Annotated in this window: 13 protein-coding genes and 1 tRNA gene; 12 read left to right on the top strand and 2 right to left on the bottom strand. The window is 58.4% G+C overall.

Annotation, left to right across the window (positions count from 1 at the left end):
- The first annotated feature begins 400 nt into the window (after positions 1-400).
- Genes tssH through VNL73_06925 form a run of 7 tightly spaced genes read left to right on the top strand, consistent with a single transcriptional unit; the run spans position 401 to position 10,495 of the window.
- Complete coding sequence (tssH, locus tag VNL73_06955; protein ID HXF49146.1) at positions 401-3,079, top strand: type VI secretion system ATPase TssH; 2,679 nt, start codon at positions 401-403, stop codon at positions 3,077-3,079.
- On the top strand, positions 3,080-5,263 hold the full coding sequence (gene tssI / locus VNL73_06950; protein HXF49145.1) for a type VI secretion system tip protein TssI/VgrG: 2,184 nt from the start codon (positions 3,080-3,082) through the stop codon (positions 5,261-5,263).
- A gap of 10 nt (positions 5,264-5,273) precedes the next feature.
- The gene (locus VNL73_06945; GenBank protein ID HXF49144.1) at positions 5,274-5,651 is read left to right on the top strand and encodes a carboxypeptidase-like regulatory domain-containing protein; all 378 of its coding nucleotides are present in this window, start codon (positions 5,274-5,276) and stop codon (positions 5,649-5,651) included.
- Positions 5,652-5,656: 5 nt separating this feature from the next.
- Positions 5,657-6,454, top strand: coding sequence for a peptidoglycan-binding domain-containing protein (locus VNL73_06940; GenBank protein ID HXF49143.1), 798 nt, complete (start codon positions 5,657-5,659; stop codon positions 6,452-6,454).
- Positions 6,455-6,457: 3 nt separating this feature from the next.
- Positions 6,458-8,656: a hypothetical protein gene (locus VNL73_06935; protein ID HXF49142.1), complete on the top strand. Its 2,199-nt coding sequence runs from the start codon at positions 6,458-6,460 to the stop codon at positions 8,654-8,656.
- A 10-nt stretch (positions 8,657-8,666) separates the two neighbouring features.
- Positions 8,667-10,193 carry a hypothetical protein gene (locus tag VNL73_06930; GenBank protein ID HXF49141.1) on the top strand — a complete coding sequence of 509 codons (1,527 nt, stop codon included), beginning with the start codon at positions 8,667-8,669 and terminating at the stop codon, positions 10,191-10,193.
- Positions 10,194-10,195: 2 nt separating this feature from the next.
- Complete coding sequence (locus tag VNL73_06925) at positions 10,196-10,495, top strand: PAAR domain-containing protein (GenBank protein HXF49140.1); 300 nt, start codon at positions 10,196-10,198, stop codon at positions 10,493-10,495.
- A gap of 5 nt (positions 10,496-10,500) precedes the next feature.
- Here the strand turns inward: VNL73_06925 and VNL73_06920 are convergent, their stop codons facing one another.
- Entirely contained in the window at positions 10,501-12,087 is a 1,587-nt protein-coding gene (locus VNL73_06920) for a DUF3536 domain-containing protein (protein ID HXF49139.1), read from the bottom strand.
- Positions 12,088-12,166: 79 nt separating this feature from the next.
- Here VNL73_06920 and VNL73_06915 point away from each other — a divergent pair, with 79 nt between their 5' ends.
- The 3 genes from VNL73_06915 (at position 12,167) to VNL73_06905 (ending at position 12,843) form a co-directional block, all read left to right on the top strand.
- Positions 12,167-12,442 (top strand): type II toxin-antitoxin system Phd/YefM family antitoxin, encoded by a 276-nt coding sequence (locus tag VNL73_06915; protein ID HXF49138.1) that lies wholly within the window; start codon positions 12,167-12,169, stop codon positions 12,440-12,442.
- 2 nt (positions 12,443-12,444) lie between these two features.
- The gene (locus VNL73_06910; GenBank protein HXF49137.1) at positions 12,445-12,702 is read left to right on the top strand and encodes a type II toxin-antitoxin system RelE/ParE family toxin; all 258 of its coding nucleotides are present in this window, start codon (positions 12,445-12,447) and stop codon (positions 12,700-12,702) included.
- A gap of 56 nt (positions 12,703-12,758) precedes the next feature.
- Positions 12,759-12,843, top strand: a tRNA-Leu gene (locus VNL73_06905).
- 105 nt (positions 12,844-12,948) lie between these two features.
- On the opposite strand, the gene VNL73_06900 is transcribed toward VNL73_06905, so the two are convergent.
- Positions 12,949-15,204, bottom strand: a complete 2,256-nt coding sequence (locus VNL73_06900) for a FlgD immunoglobulin-like domain containing protein (protein ID HXF49136.1) — start codon at positions 15,202-15,204, stop codon at positions 12,949-12,951.
- A gap of 303 nt (positions 15,205-15,507) precedes the next feature.
- Here VNL73_06900 and VNL73_06895 point away from each other — a divergent pair, with 303 nt between their 5' ends.
- Both VNL73_06895 and VNL73_06890 read left to right on the top strand, forming a co-directional pair.
- Complete coding sequence (locus tag VNL73_06895; protein ID HXF49135.1) at positions 15,508-15,990, top strand: ATP-binding protein; 483 nt, start codon at positions 15,508-15,510, stop codon at positions 15,988-15,990.
- A complete protein-coding gene (locus VNL73_06890; GenBank protein ID HXF49134.1) occupies positions 15,959-16,345 on the top strand; it encodes a response regulator in 387 nt (128 codons plus the stop codon). The genes VNL73_06895 and VNL73_06890 overlap by 32 nt, the downstream gene beginning before the upstream one ends.
- Positions 16,346-16,387: the final 42 nt, after the last annotated feature.

Raw genomic sequence — 16,387 nt, 5'->3', positions numbered from 1 at the left:
CGCTCCGCCCCTCCCTTCCCTTAAATAATCGTCTTTAAAATGGAGGTGACGAGCGGACGAATCACTAATCTCTGATCTCTAATCTCCGTCTTTCTTGTCCCCTCTCCTTTTAGGAGAGGGTCAGGGAGAGGTTGCCTTTTCTCCCCTCCTTACGAAGGAGGGGATTAAGGGGAGGTTGCATTTTCCCCTGCAAAATCCCCCCGATTTTGCAGGCCCTCCAAAAGATTACCCTTTTTTTGCCCATTTTTCCAAATTCACAACTTTTTCCCCACTGTTTTTGCCTTTCACTAATCCCTAATCCCCAATCCCTGATCCCTGTTTTATTTCCGCTTGCTTCCCCCCCAATCCGGCCTTATCTTTATAGGGTTAAATTAGTTTAAAAATTTTTGAAAGGACGGCTATGGCCAAAGTCGAGTTGAAGTCGCTTATCCGCAAACTGAACAACCCCTGCCACAAGATTTTGGAAGCCGCCGCCGGGCTTTGCGTCTCGCGCGCCCACTACGAAATCACCCCCGAACATCTTTTTTCCAAAATGGTGGAGGATTTGACCGGCGACGTCGCCTTGATTTTGCGCCGCTTCGAAATCGAAACCCCGCGATTGGTTTCCGCTTTGCAAAGGGATTTGGACGATATGAAATCCGGCAACCCCGGCAAGCCGGTTTTTTCGCCTTTGGTGCCGGAATGGTTTCAGGAATCCTGGCTGGTCGGCTCGGTCGATTTCGGCTTGACCGAACTGCGCACCGGCGCCCTTTTTGCCGGGCTTTTGGAAAACCCGCATAGATATTTGACCGGCCGGGCCGGGGATTTGATTGACGAAATTTCCAAGGAGCAGTTGAAGAAGGAATTTTTCGACATTGTGGTCTCCTCCGCCGAGGAAAAGGACACCCCCAAGCCGGCCAAGCCGGGGGAGGAGGGGGCGCCCGCCGGGGATACGGCTTTGGCCCGCTTTACCACCGACTTCACCGCCCGCGCCAAAAAAGGGGAAATCGACCCGGTCTTCGGCCGGGACGTGGAGATTCGCCAGATTATCGACATCCTCGCCGGGCGCAGAAAGAATAACCCCATCGTCGTCGGCGACCCGGGCGTGGGCAAAACCGCCGTGGTCGAAGGACTGGCCCTGCGCATTGCCGAAGCGGACGTTCCCGATTTGCTGAAAAACGTTTCGCTTCTGGGGCTGGATATGGGGCTTTTGCAGGCCGGGGCGGGGGTGAAAGGTGAATTTGAAAACCGTTTGAAATCGGTGATTTCGGAGGTAAAGGGCTCCCCCAAGCCGATAATTTTGTTCATTGACGAAGCGCATACTCTAATCGGCGCCGGCGCGGGAGCGGGGGGCTCGGACGCTTCGAATCTTTTGAAACCGGCTTTGGCGCGGGGGGAACTGCGGACGATTGCCGCCACCACCTGGTCGGAGTACAAAAAATATTTTGAAAAGGATGCCGCCCTGGCCCGCCGCTTCCAGCTGGTAAAGTTAGATGAACCCTCGGTGGATTCGACCGTCTTGATGCTGCGGGGGCTGCGGGAGAAATACGAAAAATATCACAACGTCACCCTTTTGGACGAGGCCTTGGTTTCCGCCGCGCAGCTTTCCTCCCGCTACATCTCCGGCCGGCAGCTTCCGGACAAGGCGGTGGACTTGGTGGATACCTGCGCCGCGCGGGTAAAAATCGCGCTCTCCTCCAAGCCCGCCAACATCGACGATTTGGAACGGAAGATTCAAGCCCTCGAACGGGAGCGCTCGGCTTATCTGAAAGACCAGTCCGTGGGGGCGGAGGTGGACGGCAAACGGCTTTCCGAAATCGCCCCGGAAATCGAAAAGCACCGCGAAAATTTGAAGGGGCTTGTCGACCGCTGGCAGAACGAGAAAAAACTGGTGGATGAATTTTTGGCCACCTGCAAAAAATTAGTCGAAGAGGCCAAAAAAACCGGCGCCGAGGGGAACGGGGATTTGTCGCAAAAGCTGAAAGCGGAGCGGGATAAATTGGAAAAAGTGCGCGGCAAGGATGTCTTGATTCCGGTGGAAGTGAACCCGGAAGTGATCGCCCGCGTGGTTTCCGACTGGACCGGCATCCCGGTCGGCAAAATGGTGGCGGACGACGCCTCGGCGGTTTTGAACTTCGATTCCAAACTGAAGGAGCGCATCAAGGGCCAGGATTATGCCGTGGAGATGGTGGCGAAGGGAATCCGGGCCTCCAAGGCGGGCATCAACGACCCCTCCAAGCCGATCGGGGTTTTTCTTTTCGTCGGCCCCTCCGGCGTGGGCAAAACCGAATGCGCCCTCGGCGTGGCGGATTTGCTTTTCGGCGGGGAGCGGTTCATCACCACCATCAATATGTCGGAGTTTCAGGAAAAGCATACGGTATCCCGCCTTATCGGCTCCCCACCCGGTTACGTCGGCTACGGGGAGGGGGGGGTTCTGACGGAAGCGGTGCGCCAGCGCCCCTACTCCGTGGTGCTTCTCGACGAAGTGGAAAAGGCCGACCCGGAAGTGATGAATCTGTTCTATCAGGTTTTCGACAAGGGGATGCTTTCGGACGGGGAGGGGCGGCTGATCGACTTCAAAAACACGGTGGTCTTTATGACCTCCAATCTGGCGACGGACTTAATCACGCAGATGGGGTTTGCCAAGCCGCGTCCCACAGCCGAAGAGATTACAACGGCCATCCGCCCTACCTTAAACAAACACTTTAAGCCGGCTTTAGTCGGGCGGATGACGGTGATTCCGTTCTTCCCCTTGCCGCCGGAGGCCTTGGCGGAAATCGTCCGCTTGAAACTGAACCGGCTGGTTGCCCGCCTTTTCGACAGCCACAAAATGAAGCTGGTATACGAGGATTCGGTGGTGGAGCAAATCACCAACCGCTGCCGGGAGGTGGAAACCGGGGCGCGCAACATCGACCATATCATGCAGGGGACGCTTCTGCCGAAAATATCCACCGAGCTTTTGCAGCGGATGAGTTTGGGCCCCCTGCCGGAAAAATTGACTTTGGGAATCGACGGCGGCGGGGAATTCACCTTCCGCTTTTCGGAGGGGGCGCCGGCGGCCTCCGCAACGGAGGCCGAAACGGTCGGGATGGCTGGCTAAGTGGCGATACTGCGGAGGGGCCTCGAGGCCGATTTTCTTTTTGAATCCAAGGGATACTCCGGCGATTTGCGGGTGGTCGGCTTCACCGGCAAAGAGGAGCTTTCCCGCTTGTTCAATTTCCAACTGGAGCTCGCCAGCGAGGACTGGGAAATCGATTTGAATGCCGTCGTGGGCCAGCCCGCCTCGCTCACCATCAAAAGCGTGGAGGGGGAACGGGTAATCCACGGCATCGTTTCCTGGATGGAGGGGGGCGGCAAAGGGGAAAAGTTCGCCCCGTACAAGGCCACCTTGGTGCCGGAGTTCTGGCTTCTTTCCCGTTTGTACCGCTCCCGGATTTTCCAAAAAATCACCGTCAAGGATATCGTGCAGGAGGTGTTTAAAGGGGCCGGCATCCCCACCAGCCGCTTCCGCTTCGCCTTGAAGCGGGCGCTCCCGGCCCGCGAGTACTGCGTGCAGTACCGGGAGACGGACTGGGATTTCGTCTCCCGCCTTTTGGAAGAGGAGGGGATTTTCTACTTCTTCGAGCAGAAGGATAAAGAAACGGTTTTGGTGATGGGGGATTCGGTGGATGCCAACGTGGCGATCGGCAAACCGGAGAAAATCCCCTTTCGGGAGCCCTCCGCCACCGGCGCCGCCAAGGAGGCGGTGTACGAGTTCCGCTTTGCCCAGGAGCTGAAAAGCGGCAAGTATGCCTTAAAGGATTACAACTTCACCCGGCCGGACGTTTTGGTCGAGGGGGAGGCGAAGGCCAAGCGGGATGACAAACTGGAGATTTACGACTATCCCGGCTACTATGTCGTGGCGGAATCGGGCGGCGTCTCGGACGCGGAGAAATTCAAAAGCGGGGATTTGACTTCTCTGGGAAAGGATATCGCCCAAATCCGGCTGGAGGAGGAACAGGCCACCCGCTGCCGGGCGGAGGGGCTGGCCCTTTGCCGGCGCTTTTTGCCGGGGTTTTTCTTTGAGCTGGCCGACCACTCCCGCTTCGGCGGCAAATATTTATTGACTTCCGTCACGCACACCGGCTCCCAGCCCGCCGTCCCCGCCGCCGGCGCCCCGAAAGTCACCTATCAGAATCAATTCACCTGCATCCCCAAGGAGGTCGTCTTCCGCCCGGCCCGCATAACCCCCAGACCGGTGGTGAAGGGGGTGCAGAACGCCTGGGTCACGGGGCCGAAGGGGGAGGAGATTTACACCGATTCCTACGGCCGGGTGAAGGTGCAGTTCCCCTGGGACCGGCAGGGGAAGAAGGATGACAAGACCTCCTGCTGGGTGCGGGTCTCCAGTCTCTGGGCCGGCAAGGGGTGGGGGGCGATGTACATCCCAAGAATCGGACAGGAGGTTTTAGTCGATTTCCTCGAAGGGGATCCCAACCGGCCGATTATCGTCGGCCGGGTTTACAACGGCGCCAACCTGCCGCCTTACAAGCTGCCGGATGAAAAGACCAAAAGCACGCTGAAATCGGACAGCTCCAAGGGGGGGGACGGGTTCAACGAAATCCGCTTTGAAGACGCCAAGGGGAAGGAGCAGATTTTCATCCACGGGGAAAAGGATTTGGACATCCGCATCAAAAACGACCGGCGGGAATGGATCGGCAAAAACCGGCATTTAATCGTCCACGAGGACAAGATTGAAAAAGTGGAAAAGGACCGCCACGAGAGCGTGGCGGGAAACCATATGGAGGCGATCCAAGGGGACCGAAGTTTGAAGGTGGAGGGAAAAGAGGCGATCGACATCACCGGCACCCACTCCATCACGGTGACCGGGGACGTGGCGGAGGTGTTCAAGGCAAACCACTCCGAGGAGACCACCGAACAGCATTTTTTGAAAGCCAAGGAAATAATTTTGAACGCCGACGAAAACATCACCTTGAAGGTCGGCGGTTCCCTTCTGGCCATCGACAAGGAGGGTATCAAGCTGGGAACCGGCGGGCAGCTCATAATCGAATGCTCCGGCAACGTGACCGTGAAGGCGGACGGGGATGTTTCGATGGAGTCCTCGGCCGGTAACAGCAGTTTGAAAGGGGCGCAGTCCCTGGCCCTGGAGTCGGACGCCTCGGTGGACCTTAAAGGGAAGACGGTTTCAGTCAAAGGGGATGCCTCCCTTGCCTTGGAAGGGGCCAAGACCGACGTCAAGGGGAGCGGGATGGTGACCGTGCAGGGGGGGATTGTAAAAATCAATTGAAGGTGCCAAAATGAATCCAAAGGACGGAACCGCTTGCAAGGCGGAAGCGCCGGTGGAACCGGCCGAGCCGGAAGAGGCGACCGCCTCCGACCCGGGGGAAAAACCGGAATCCCCCGCGGGGAGCGGATCGGAAAGCTCCTCTTCCGCCGCTTCCGGAGGGGAATCGGAAAAGAAAAAGGATGAGGAAATCACCTGGGTGGCCTTGGAGTTGAAGGACAAGGACGGGAAGCCGGTGCCGAACGAAAGCTACGAAGTGAAGCTGGCAGACGGCAGCGTCCGCACGGGGAAACTGGACAAAGACGGCAAGGCCCGGCTGGCGGGAGTCAAGCCGGGAAGCTGCGAGGTGCGCTTTCCGAAAATCGACAAGAAGGAATGGAAAAAAGCATAGGATAAATGGCCACCCAGCATCGCTGCAAGGACACCGACCACATCTCCAAAATCGCCGCCCAGCACGGCTTTGCCGACTGGAAAACGGTTTGGGACGCCAACGGCGAACTCCAATCGAAGCGCAAAAACCCCAATTTGCTCTTCAAGGGGGACAAACTGCATCAAGGGGACGTGGTCAAAATCCCCGACCCCAAAGCGGGCAGCGACTCCGGCTCCACCGGCTCGACTTTATCATTCGAACTGGTCGGGCAGAAACTTTTTTTGCGGCTGCGGATTTTGAAGGATGATTTCACCGCCCTGCCGAACGCCGACTACGAACTTTTCGTCGGCTGGACGGAGGGGGACGAGTTTTGGGCCAAACCGTTTACGGGGAAAACGGACGGCAACGGGCAGATTGAAGTGGAAGTTCCCCGTACGGTGCGAATGGGTCAGCTGCGGCTGCGGGTTCCGTTTCCCATGTCGGAGTCGGCCGGCACCTCCAGTCCGCCGCCAAACGGCGCGCAACGGGGGGATGTTCCGGTGGTTTGGAATCTGCAAGTCGGGGCGATGAACCCGATTCTGGAAAAAGCGCCGGACGCCCCCTGCATCTCGGGGGTGCAGCAGCGGCTGAACAATTTGGGGTTGAATACCGGCCCGATCGACGGCATCAAGGGGCCGAACACCACCGCCGCCATCAAGGCGTTCCAGAAACTTTTCGGCCTTTCCGAGTCGGGGAACGCCGACCAGCCCACCCAGCAAAAGTTGGAAGAGGTTCACGACAAGCCGGACTCCATCAAGGGGCCGGCGCCGGCCGCCACTGCTTAACGAATGCCTCCGGATCCTACCGCGCCCCTGCCGCCATCGGAACGGCTCCCCACCAAGCCGACCGACATCGGCCAGGTCGCGCCCGATTTCGACGACCGCAAGCATTTCAACACGCTGGTCATCCGCCCGCAGTACCGCATCACGCTCCGTTTGGGGGAAATCGAGGATTTGTTTCCGAACAAACCGGATACGGACAAGGGACGAATGGAGCGGATGCAGGTCTTGGGGCTTTTTTACCTGCCGCTTAAGCATAAGAAGGCCGCAACCGCCCTGCCGGTCGCCTGGGATCATTACAAGAACAAAATTTTGAACAACGCCTCCGACGCGCAGGCGGACGCCGATATTCAAGACCGGCTGAAAAAGTGGGTCATCGCCGGCGGTGCGCTACCCGCTCCGGCCGGGGAGGGAGCGACGCCGGGGGAGGCGAACTTTGCCAAGCTGCGGCTGCCGGGGGGATACACCTTTGTCAACACGCTCGGCGGGGCGGCGGCGATCAATTTGAACCGCGACTCCAAATACCCTCTCGATTTCGGCGCCAACATGCACCGGGTGGAGGATTTTTACTACAAGGACAACCCGGTTTTGGGAAAAATTCCGCTCGTGGCGAAGGTGGAAAAACGGGCCGACGACCAGGGGCAGTGGCGTCCCGCGGAGGGGGTGCACGTTTATTTCCAGCTCCTGCCCCCGTACGACCTGCCCGCCTTTGACCCGAACCGGGGGTGCAACCAGCAGTTGAACCGCCCGCCGCTTCGGGAATCGACCGTCGGGCCCCCCGCGGTGGCGACCGGACGGGGCCCCAAAAAATTGAACGACGCGGAGGAGTCCCGCATCGCCGCCGTTCCCTCCGACCCGCAGAGCGGCAACTGCCCTTCCGACCGAGGGGGGAAACGGGGAAAGCCGGTGGCGGGAAATATTTTTGAAACCACGAGCCAAAAGGGGTTTAACGAGCCGCACTCCGGGCGGGATTTGCCCCACAAGCCGTATCCGGTGGCCCAGTCGGTAAACCCGGCCGGCGCCAGCCACGCCCATGCCGTCAAAGCCGTAAGCAACGAGGATGGAGAGGCGGGGGTGATTTTCATGCCTTCCCGCGCAGGGGGGGACCGTTACCGGCTGCGGGCCTACATCGGCCCCAAGACCCTGCCCTCCGACGGCACCGGGATGGAAGGGGTGCGGGTCGATACGGGAACTTTGGTCATCTGGCGCAACATCCGCATCAGCCGTTACATCCGGCAGCCGGCGAACGCCCCGGAAGCGGGGCTTTTGGCGCAGGCCAACCCGGCGCCGTACAACCTGGCCACGGTAAACGATTATCTCCGCTCCGTGCGGGTGGTGGACGGCGGCGGCAACAACGTGGGGCTGCCGACGGCCGATTTTTCGGCCCAGGGGAACGCATCCAACGTTTTCGACGGAGTCGTCAAGCAGTTTGCCCGCGGGTTCTGCGAGGTGGAGATCGACCGGGCGGCGCAGCTGCCGGAGACCTTATCGCAGGCGGACTGGGCCGCCGCCCGTCAGCAGGCGGTGACGGACGCCTCGGCCGCCCAGCCGGCCTTGAACACGAATTACGACTTGACCATTCTTTTCTGCATGGAGGCCGGCTCGCCGGTGAACGTGAACAACGCCGTTTGCCACGTGCCGATGCGAACGGCGGAGGCCTACAACGCGCAGCTGCCGGCCGGTTCCCCGCGGGCGATGACCATTCAAGCCGGCGGCGGGGCTTCGCAGGCGGACCGAAACAACATCGACACCCTTTTCTGGGACGTATTGATGGCCGGTTTTCTGCGCTCCCTTTCCAAAAACGGCTACCTGCCGGGGATTACCGTAATCACCGGCGGTTTTGGCGCCACCTGGCAGGTATTGCGGGGGCAGCTGGCACGCAACAGCGGCGTGGCGGTGGAGTACCGCGGGGCGTTCGTCTGGCTGGGGCAGGCGGCCTATCCCACCGCCCTCAACGTTCCGCAACCGGCGATGACCTACGATTTCACCAGCAACACCTGCCACGAGATCGGACATACCATCTACCGGCAGCACGGGCCGGGGAACGACCCGGGCCGCAGCGCCGGCGGGGGGGCCAACGCCACGGTGCACGATCCTTTGGCCGACAACATCTGCGTGATGAGTTACCGGAGTTGCGAGGGGCAGTTCTGCGCCAAGTGTTTGTTCGCTTTCCGAGGATGGAACATAGCGGGAATGACCCAAGTGTGAAGGAGAAAACGTGTGGAAAATCGGAACTTTGGTTATCTTGGGCCTGGCCGGGGCTTGCCGGCCGGCGGAGGAGACAGCAATGGCTTTGGACGTTAAACTGACGGTCGAAAAAACGGAGTTTCTGTTCCAGGAAAGCCCGCGCTGTCTGCTTGTTCTGACCAACAGCGGAAAGGACACCATCCAAATCTCCAACCCGGTCTCCAGTTTGACCATGCCGGTTTACCGCCTGACGGATTCCCGCACGGGGGAGGAGAGTGTTTTTCAGAAAAAGCCCTCCGAATGGGAGGAGGATATCCGGGAGCCCCTGCCGCCGGGAAAATCTTTGGAGCGGGGATTTTTCCTTTTGGACGAGATTAAAATCGCCGCGCCGGGGAGCTACCGTCTCTCGGTTCTCTACGAGTATGATGCCGGAAAAAGGGCGGAATCGCCCCCCCTTAAATTAAACGTCTTGCCCGCGACGCCGAAAAATCTTTCGCTCATCGGCAACGGCCCTTGGGGGAGCATCGCCGTACAGTACGGCGCGTGGGTCAATTTGGCCGCCGACCCGCCGCAAATCATGCGGACGCACTTTGAGTCGCTGCCGGGGGGAGGAGTGCGGGCTACCCACGCGATTGCCAAAGCGGAAGTGGAGGCCCGGCCGGTGCTTTCCGCCCCTCCCAACCGCTCCACGGCCAAAAGCCACTGGGTCGGCTGGCTGGATGAAAACTATTTGCGGTTCGCCCATTTTGACGAGAACATGGGGCCCTCCCCGGCCGGCAAATTCGAGCTTCCCAAACTGGAGCTGGAAATAATCACCCCGCTCCATTCCGATCCGGTAACGGACACGCGGGTGCGCCCGAATGCGGCGGCCTTAATCTGGATGGGGGATCCGGACGGGACGCGCTCCGGATTGCAGGTCGTCGAACTGGCGCCCAACAAGGCAACCGCGGGAGGGACCGTCAATCTGCCGGGGGCGCGGCCGGGCTGGATTGCAAGCTTTGAACGTTCCAACGGGACTCCCTTTGTCCTCCTTGCGCAATCCTCGGGCGAGAAAGTGGTTCTCTCCTCCCTTCCCTGGCCGGACAAGGAAAGGGGGGGGACGCTGCCCGCCAAGCTTTTTGAATGGAGGGGGAAGTTCGCCGCGGCGGGAGCAACCATCGACGCCGCCGACGCGGTTCTGGGGGCGGTTTTACTCTGGACGGGAAAGGGTGAAACCTTGGAACTGGTGAACTGGAGCTGGGACGCGAAGGGTTCGTTTGCCGAAGGAGAGAAGCAGAAAGTGGAATGGGAGTACGGAAAAAAACTGGACTCCGCATTTGTGCGGGTGAATTCCAGGGGAGTTCCCGTGGCGGTGTTGCGGGATGGCGACGGCAACTGGTCGGTTTTCACCGGCGAGGAAAAACCGGCCCCCCTGCCGGGGGCTTATGCCCAGACCAAGCTGCCGTTTGACATCGCCTTTTTGGGAGGAACGGAGCCGGTGCTCATCGGGGGGCGGAATCAGATGGGGTTTGAGATGATTAAACTGGACGGGAGCCCGCTCCCGGCCAAGAGGCGTTAGCGATGCCTCCGGCCGCACGAGTAGGGGATATGCATGTCTGCCCGATGCAGACCCCGGGAACGCCCCCCATACCGCACGTGGGAGGGCCGATTCTTCCTCCCGGAGTCCCGACCGTGCTCATCGGCGGAGTGCCGGCGGCCGTCGTTGGGGGAATGTGCGTCTGCGTGGGACCGCCGGACTCCATCGTGAAGGGCTCCGCCACGGTGCTGATTGGCGGGATGCCGGCCGCCCGGATGGGGGATTCGACCGCCCATGGCGGAACCATCGTCATGGGTTTTCCGATGGTGCAAATCGGCGGGTAGAAGTTTCAGCCGCGAAGATAGGGTTCGACTTTCCGGTTGAAAATATCCGCGCCGTTCCCCATTTCGGGCAAGTTGCTTTTGGATTCCGCTAAAATTTCTAAAAACCCCTTTTTGGGGGATTTAATTCCTAACTCTTCAAAATAATCGAGCACCCGGCCGGCAAATTTTAAAATCAACACCGATTCCAGGCCGGAAATATCGTCAAAAAACCAGCCGCAGCTCGAATACATCAAAAGCGCATTTTTTTGAAGCTCCAAATGCGAAGCCGCTTTTGTCTTGGCGTTTTTCGAGGAGGTTTTTACATGCTCCGCCAAGAATTTTGGAAGCGTTTTGGGGTTCAGGATTACCTCCACATAAGCGTCGCGGGCTTTCCAAGGATCGGTAAAAAGTCCGGCGTCCTCAAAGAAATGTGCGGCTTGGTCGCGCAACAAGTCGAGGGCCTGCCGCAAAGGGCCCCTCCAGGCCTGGTTCCAGCCCTCTTTTTGGTACACCCGGCAGCCGCAGTCGGCGTACCAGCGTCCCAAGCCGTGCGGGCAGCTCCAGGCCGTGCCTTTGCCGTCCGGCCCTTTTTTGATTTCGACTTCCATTGCCGGGGGATGGTGCTCCAAATACTCGGAAAAGTTGGTTATCCAAAACCCCCGTCTGGGGGCTTCTTCCTCAAGCGCATAGGCCAGACCGCGCTCGCCGTAGCGGAAGTGGTGGCCGAACGATTCGCCGTCCACGGCGGCGGAAACGAGCCGCCGTCCGGGGGCAAGCTGCGCTTCGAACCGGTCGATTAGAGTTTGGCTGGAAATGAGAACACCCTCGAAGGCGATGGCTTTAGAAACTGCGTCATTGTAAAAGAAAACGGCAATCGAGCGGCCGGAGCCGTCCGGATGAAGGCAACGGTAGGGAATGCTTGTGTCAAGGTTTCCATTGCCAACGTCCGTTCCCCCCGAAGCGGGGGCTCCGGGGCTACCCAAGGGTGATGCTTTGGGATTCCTAACGGATAGTGCGGGAACTGTTTTAACGGCGGCAGCTTGGGCGGGGGAAAGGATTACGTATTTGAGGCCCGCATCGATTAAAACCCCCAATGTTTCCTCGTTGCAGGCGGTTTCCGGCAGCCAAAGGGCCTCCGGTTTGCGGCCGAATCGGTGTTTGAACTCGGCCATTCCCCAGCGCACGAGGGTCCGCCGGTCGCGGTCGTTGCAGAGGGGCAGAATGGCGTGGACGTAGGCCTGCGCGATGGCATTGCCGTGTCCGCCGCGCGACCGGGCGCTTTGGCGGTCGGCGTCGATTATTTTTTCGTACGTTTCCGAATGAAACCGTTCCAGCCAGGAAAAGAGTGTGGGGCCGAAGTTGAAGCTGATGCCGGAGTAGTTGTTGACGACTTTGAGAACTCTTCCGCCCTCATCGAGAATTTCAGCAAACGCGTTGGAGCGATAGCATTCCTGAAAAATCCGCTCGTTCCAGTTGGGGAAAGGATGGGCGGAGGGCTCGGCTTCAATTTCCCCCGTCCAAGGGTTCCCCCTTGGGGGCTGGTAGAAATGGCCGTGGATTACGAGAGCGGGTTGGCTGTCGCGCACGGCGAGAATATAGGCGCAACCACCCATAAATCAATTTTTCCGTTGACACGGCCGATATTGGTATTAGATTGGGATGTGCACTAAAGTGTACATATAAGGAGAGGAGATGTCCGTATCGATTTTGAGCACCACGGAAGCCCGGAAAAACCTGCTGGAGATGGTGGATAAAGCGGGGAGGGCCTACAAGCGGTATTTGCTGACCAAGAAGGGAAAACCGGTGGCGGTTTTGATGAGCGCCGAGGAGTATGAAGGATGGCTGGAGACCCTGGAGCTGGCCTCCGATCCGGAGTTCAGCAAGGCGCTGAAGGAAGCCAAAGCGGATGTGCGCGCCGGGCGAATTTATTCCTATGAAAAAGTGACCGGTAAAAAGCAGAAAAAATAGATTTGACCTACCGGATTCTTTTCACCCGGCGGGCTAACAAGGACTACGAGACCCTTTCGGAAGCCGTTAAACCCCGGATTCTGGCGGCGCTGGATGAAATCGCCCGGGCGCCCTTCAAGGAGGGCAAACCGCTGAAAGGGGAGATGAAGGGTTGCTTTTCCCACCGGATGGGGAATTACCGCATCGTTTACCAAATCCAGGCCAAGCAAATAGTTGTTCTGGTTTTGACCATCGCGCATCGCAAAGAGGTGTATCGTTAAAGGGTTTCGTTGCCCCTTGACGGTGCAAATGGTATCTTCAAACGGAAAATTCAAGCGCCGGAGTGGCGGAATGGTAGACGCAAGGGACTTAAAATCCCTCTCCGTTTCTGCGGAGTGCCGGTTCGAGTCCGGCCTCCGGCATGAAATACAGAGATTAGAGATTAGAGATTGGAGATTTGAGATTAGTAAAAACTAAGGCCGCTTACTCTGGCTAAACGACCATAAGTTTTAAAGCTTATTAAAGTGTTACTTTAAGAACACCGCCCGCTTGATGTCGGAGAAATCATGCGATTTTAAGCGGTAGAAGTAAATTCCCGAACCGACCAACTGTCCGGAAGAAGTTCGGCCGTCCCAAACCGCGGAATGCGCCCCGGCCGGAAGTTCCCCATCCACCAAAACCCGAATCTTTTGCCCGACCACGTTGAACACCTCCAATACGGCATGTCCAGAACGGGGGAGGGCAAAGTCAATCTTTGTCGTCGGGTTGAACGGGTTGGGGTAGTTCTGGGATAGCCGGAAGGAGCGGGGGCGGTTGCCCGGCTCATCCCCCACGTCGGTGGTGACGTTCAACCGCACCGGTATGAAACGGGGGGAATTAAGCGCACCGGCGGCCTCGATTCTTATCGTGTCCACATAGGTCAGCGGGTTCAAGTCGGTGTTCACGGAAACGGTGATGGTTCCATCGTTGGTGCCGGAAGGAGGGTTGATGGAAAGCCAGGGAGCAGCGTGCAGAATGGTCGCCGTCCAGTTCAAGGGCAACTGGCCGCCGTTGGAGATGTCGATAAACTGCGGCGGAATCGATTGATTTCTTTGGGCGTTGAAATCGAGCGACGTTTGCGAAATCTGCAGCGAGGCGGGGGTCAAAACCGGCGCAATGTTCAAATTCACGGTGACCGTGGCGGGAGAGCCGGAGGCGCCGGAGGCCGTGATGGTCAAATGCCCCGTATGGGGGCCGGCGGACAAACCGGCAATGGAGACCGAAACGTTTACGCTCCCCGCGTTCGTGCCGGAAGCGCTGGCGGGAGAGAGCCAGGGCTGGTCGGAGACAAGATTCCAGTTCAAATCCCCGCCGCCGCCGTTATAGATGGCCAAGGGTTGGGACGGGGGATCGGCCTGCCCCTCGGTGGCCTCGAAGTTCAAAATGTTTTCGGAAACCTGAAGCACCGGCACCGGTGGGGCAGTAATTAGAAAGTTTATCACAACAGCCTGCGGGGAATTCGTAGCCTGATTGGAATAGACCTGCAGGGTGTGGCTGTAGAAACCCGGAACCAGACTTCCGGGCACGGCGGTCAACTGCACATCCGTGGGGGCCAGAGCCGGACCGGGCGGGATAACCGAAAGCCAAGAAGGGATACCGGAGCCGAAAGACCAAGTCATGTCGCCGCTCCCCACGTTGCGAATCTCCAGCGTCTGCGGCGCACTGGAGCTTCCCCCCTGACTGGCGGAAAAGTTAATCGTATCATCCGGGTTCAGGGAGATGACGGCCGTTTGCGCAGAAGTAATGGTTAAAGAAATCCGCACTGAATCGGGGGAATTGGTGGCCTGATTGGAATACACTTTCAAGTAGTAGCTGTAGGTGCCCGGAATCAAATTGCCGGGGAGCGCGGTTATCTGCACGTCCGCGGGAGCCGTCCCCGGTCCGATCGGCAAAACAGAGAGCCAAGAGGGATGGCCGACGCCAAAAGCCCAACCCATCGTCCCGCTGCCCGTGTTGCGGATTTCCAAAATTTGCGGCGGCGGGGGCGAACCCCCCTGTTGGGCGGTAAAATGGAAGGAATCCGGCGAAAGGGAAATAAAAGCCGACTGGTTCGGGGCGACGGTAAAGTTGACTCGCACGGAATCCGGAGAGTTCGTGGCTTCGTTCGAGAAAACCTTGAGTGTGTGACTGTAGGTGCCGGGCGCCAGATTTCCGGTCATGGCGGTCAACTGTAGGTCGCTGGGGGCCGTGGAAGGACCCGCCGGGATGACCGAAAGCCAAGAGGGAATACCCGATCCGAGCGACCATCCCATTGTGCCGGTTCCAGTGTTGCGAATTTGCAAAATCTGGGGAGGCGGGGAAGAGCCCCCCTCGACAGCAAAGAAATTAAAGGTGTCCGGAGAAAGGGAAAGGACGGCCGTCTGGGGGGAACTGATGGTGAAACGAACCTTTACGGAATCGGGGGAATTGGTCGCCTGATTGGAATAGACCTTGAGCCAAAAGAGGTACGTGCCGGGAACCCGGCTGCCGGTGAGGGCGGTCAACTGCACGTCCGTCGGCGCCGTGGAGGGGCCGGGCGGAATCACCGAAAGCCAGGAGGGAATTCCTGATCCAAAGGCCCAGCCCATGGTGCCGGTGCCAGCATTGCGAATTTGCAAGGTTTCGGGCGCCGGATTGGCCCCTCCCTGCACGGCATTAAAAACAAAGGAATCCGGGGAAAGGGAAATTATTGCCGTTTGCTGGGCAGAGGCGGCAACCAAGGAGATCAAAACAAAAAGGGGGATGGCCAAAAGCGATTTCCGCATACCGTTTTTATCCTTTCAATTCAATCCGAGCTTTTATCATTGCCCCGTCTGCCCCCTCAGGCAGGCGAGAAATCGACGGTATAATACATCCCGCCCCGCATTCTTGTCAACCACCCTTTCTACTCATTAAAGGTAAGGCCAAAAACCGAAAAAGCAACCTTTTTTTGGAAGGGTGAAACCGTCCAGACCACCCTCGATTTTCCGATCTTTTCAAGGGGTAAAAATGACAAGACCGGCTCTTTTTGTCTTTCGTTAAAAGGAGAGGATGCATATCTTCGCCCAATCGATGAAACGACGCGCAGCATGACAACCCGGGCCAAAACCTTCCTTTCCAAAAGTTTTCCCTCCGATCCGGCGGTGCTGGAGGATTTTTACACCTGGCTGGAGGAGGCGCTCGGGAGGCTTGCGTTTGGGAAAAAGGAGGCCGACCGGGTGGTGATCGCCTCGGGAGAGGCGTTTTCGAACGCGTTGCAGCACGGCAACCGGGCCAACCCTCAAAAAAAAGTGGCGGTGGAGGTCAGTCTGGCCGGCTTGCGCCTCCGGGTGCGAATCGGGGATGAAGGACCGGGTTCCCCGCCCCATGCCTCCAAAAAAAGCGGGCTTTTCGACACTTCCGGGCGGGGTTGGGAACTGATGCACAAGCTGGCGGACGAGCTTTCCATCCGCCGGGAAAACGGGTTTTTCTGGGTGGAGTTATCCTTCAAAATGCCGAAAAGTTACACAGGGAAGTTTAAGGCCAATAGGGGGAAAAAGGGTGTTGGAAAAGTCCGTTCTGGTCGTCGATGACGAGCTTTTAATCCGCGATTTGCTGTACGATTTTTTTCTGGAAAAAGGATACAAGGTCTCGGTGGCCGATTCCGGGCCGGTGGCGCTGGAAAAATTGGGCAAGCAGAGCTTCGACGCGCTTTTGGTGGACTTAAAGATGCCGTCGATGGACGGCATCGAGTTTATCAAGGAGGTGCGCAAAAAGAAAATTGAAACGCCCGTGGTCATCATCACCGGCTTCCCCAGCCTGGAAACAGCCCTGGAGGCGTTGCGCCAGCGGGTGCATGATTACATCATCAAACCTTTCAACATCAACCAGCTTTTTGCCACGGTTCGCCGCGCGGCGGACGGCGCCAAACCATCCAGCGCTTCTTAATTCAATTGCCAAAACCCCGGCCGGCCTCTATATTTGCGGCCA

This window comes from Verrucomicrobiia bacterium, assembly GCA_035574275.1.
Taxonomy (GTDB): Bacteria; Zixibacteria; MSB-5A5; order DSPP01; family DSPP01; genus DSPP01.
The sequence above is the reverse complement of the archived record's forward strand: the minus strand, read 5'-3'. Positions and strand labels throughout refer to the sequence as shown.

Excerpts from the sequence above, each read along its gene's own strand:
- tssH (HXF49146.1), top strand. The coding sequence starts at position 401 with ATGGCCAAAGTCGAGTTGAAGTCGCTTATCCGCAAACTGAACAACCCC.
- VNL73_06945 (HXF49144.1), top strand. The coding sequence starts at position 5,274 with ATGAATCCAAAGGACGGAACCGCTTGCAAGGCGGAAGCGCCGGTGGAA.
- VNL73_06940 (HXF49143.1), top strand. The coding sequence starts at position 5,657 with ATGGCCACCCAGCATCGCTGCAAGGACACCGACCACATCTCCAAAATC.
- VNL73_06935 (HXF49142.1), top strand. The coding sequence starts at position 6,458 with ATGCCTCCGGATCCTACCGCGCCCCTGCCGCCATCGGAACGGCTCCCC.
- VNL73_06925 (HXF49140.1), top strand. The coding sequence starts at position 10,196 with ATGCCTCCGGCCGCACGAGTAGGGGATATGCATGTCTGCCCGATGCAG.
- VNL73_06920 (HXF49139.1), bottom strand. The coding sequence starts at position 12,087 with ATGGGTGGTTGCGCCTATATTCTCGCCGTGCGCGACAGCCAACCCGCT.
- VNL73_06915 (HXF49138.1), top strand. The coding sequence starts at position 12,167 with ATGTCCGTATCGATTTTGAGCACCACGGAAGCCCGGAAAAACCTGCTG.
- VNL73_06900 (HXF49136.1), bottom strand. The coding sequence starts at position 15,204 with ATGCGGAAATCGCTTTTGGCCATCCCCCTTTTTGTTTTGATCTCCTTG.
- VNL73_06895 (HXF49135.1), top strand. The coding sequence starts at position 15,508 with ATGACAACCCGGGCCAAAACCTTCCTTTCCAAAAGTTTTCCCTCCGAT.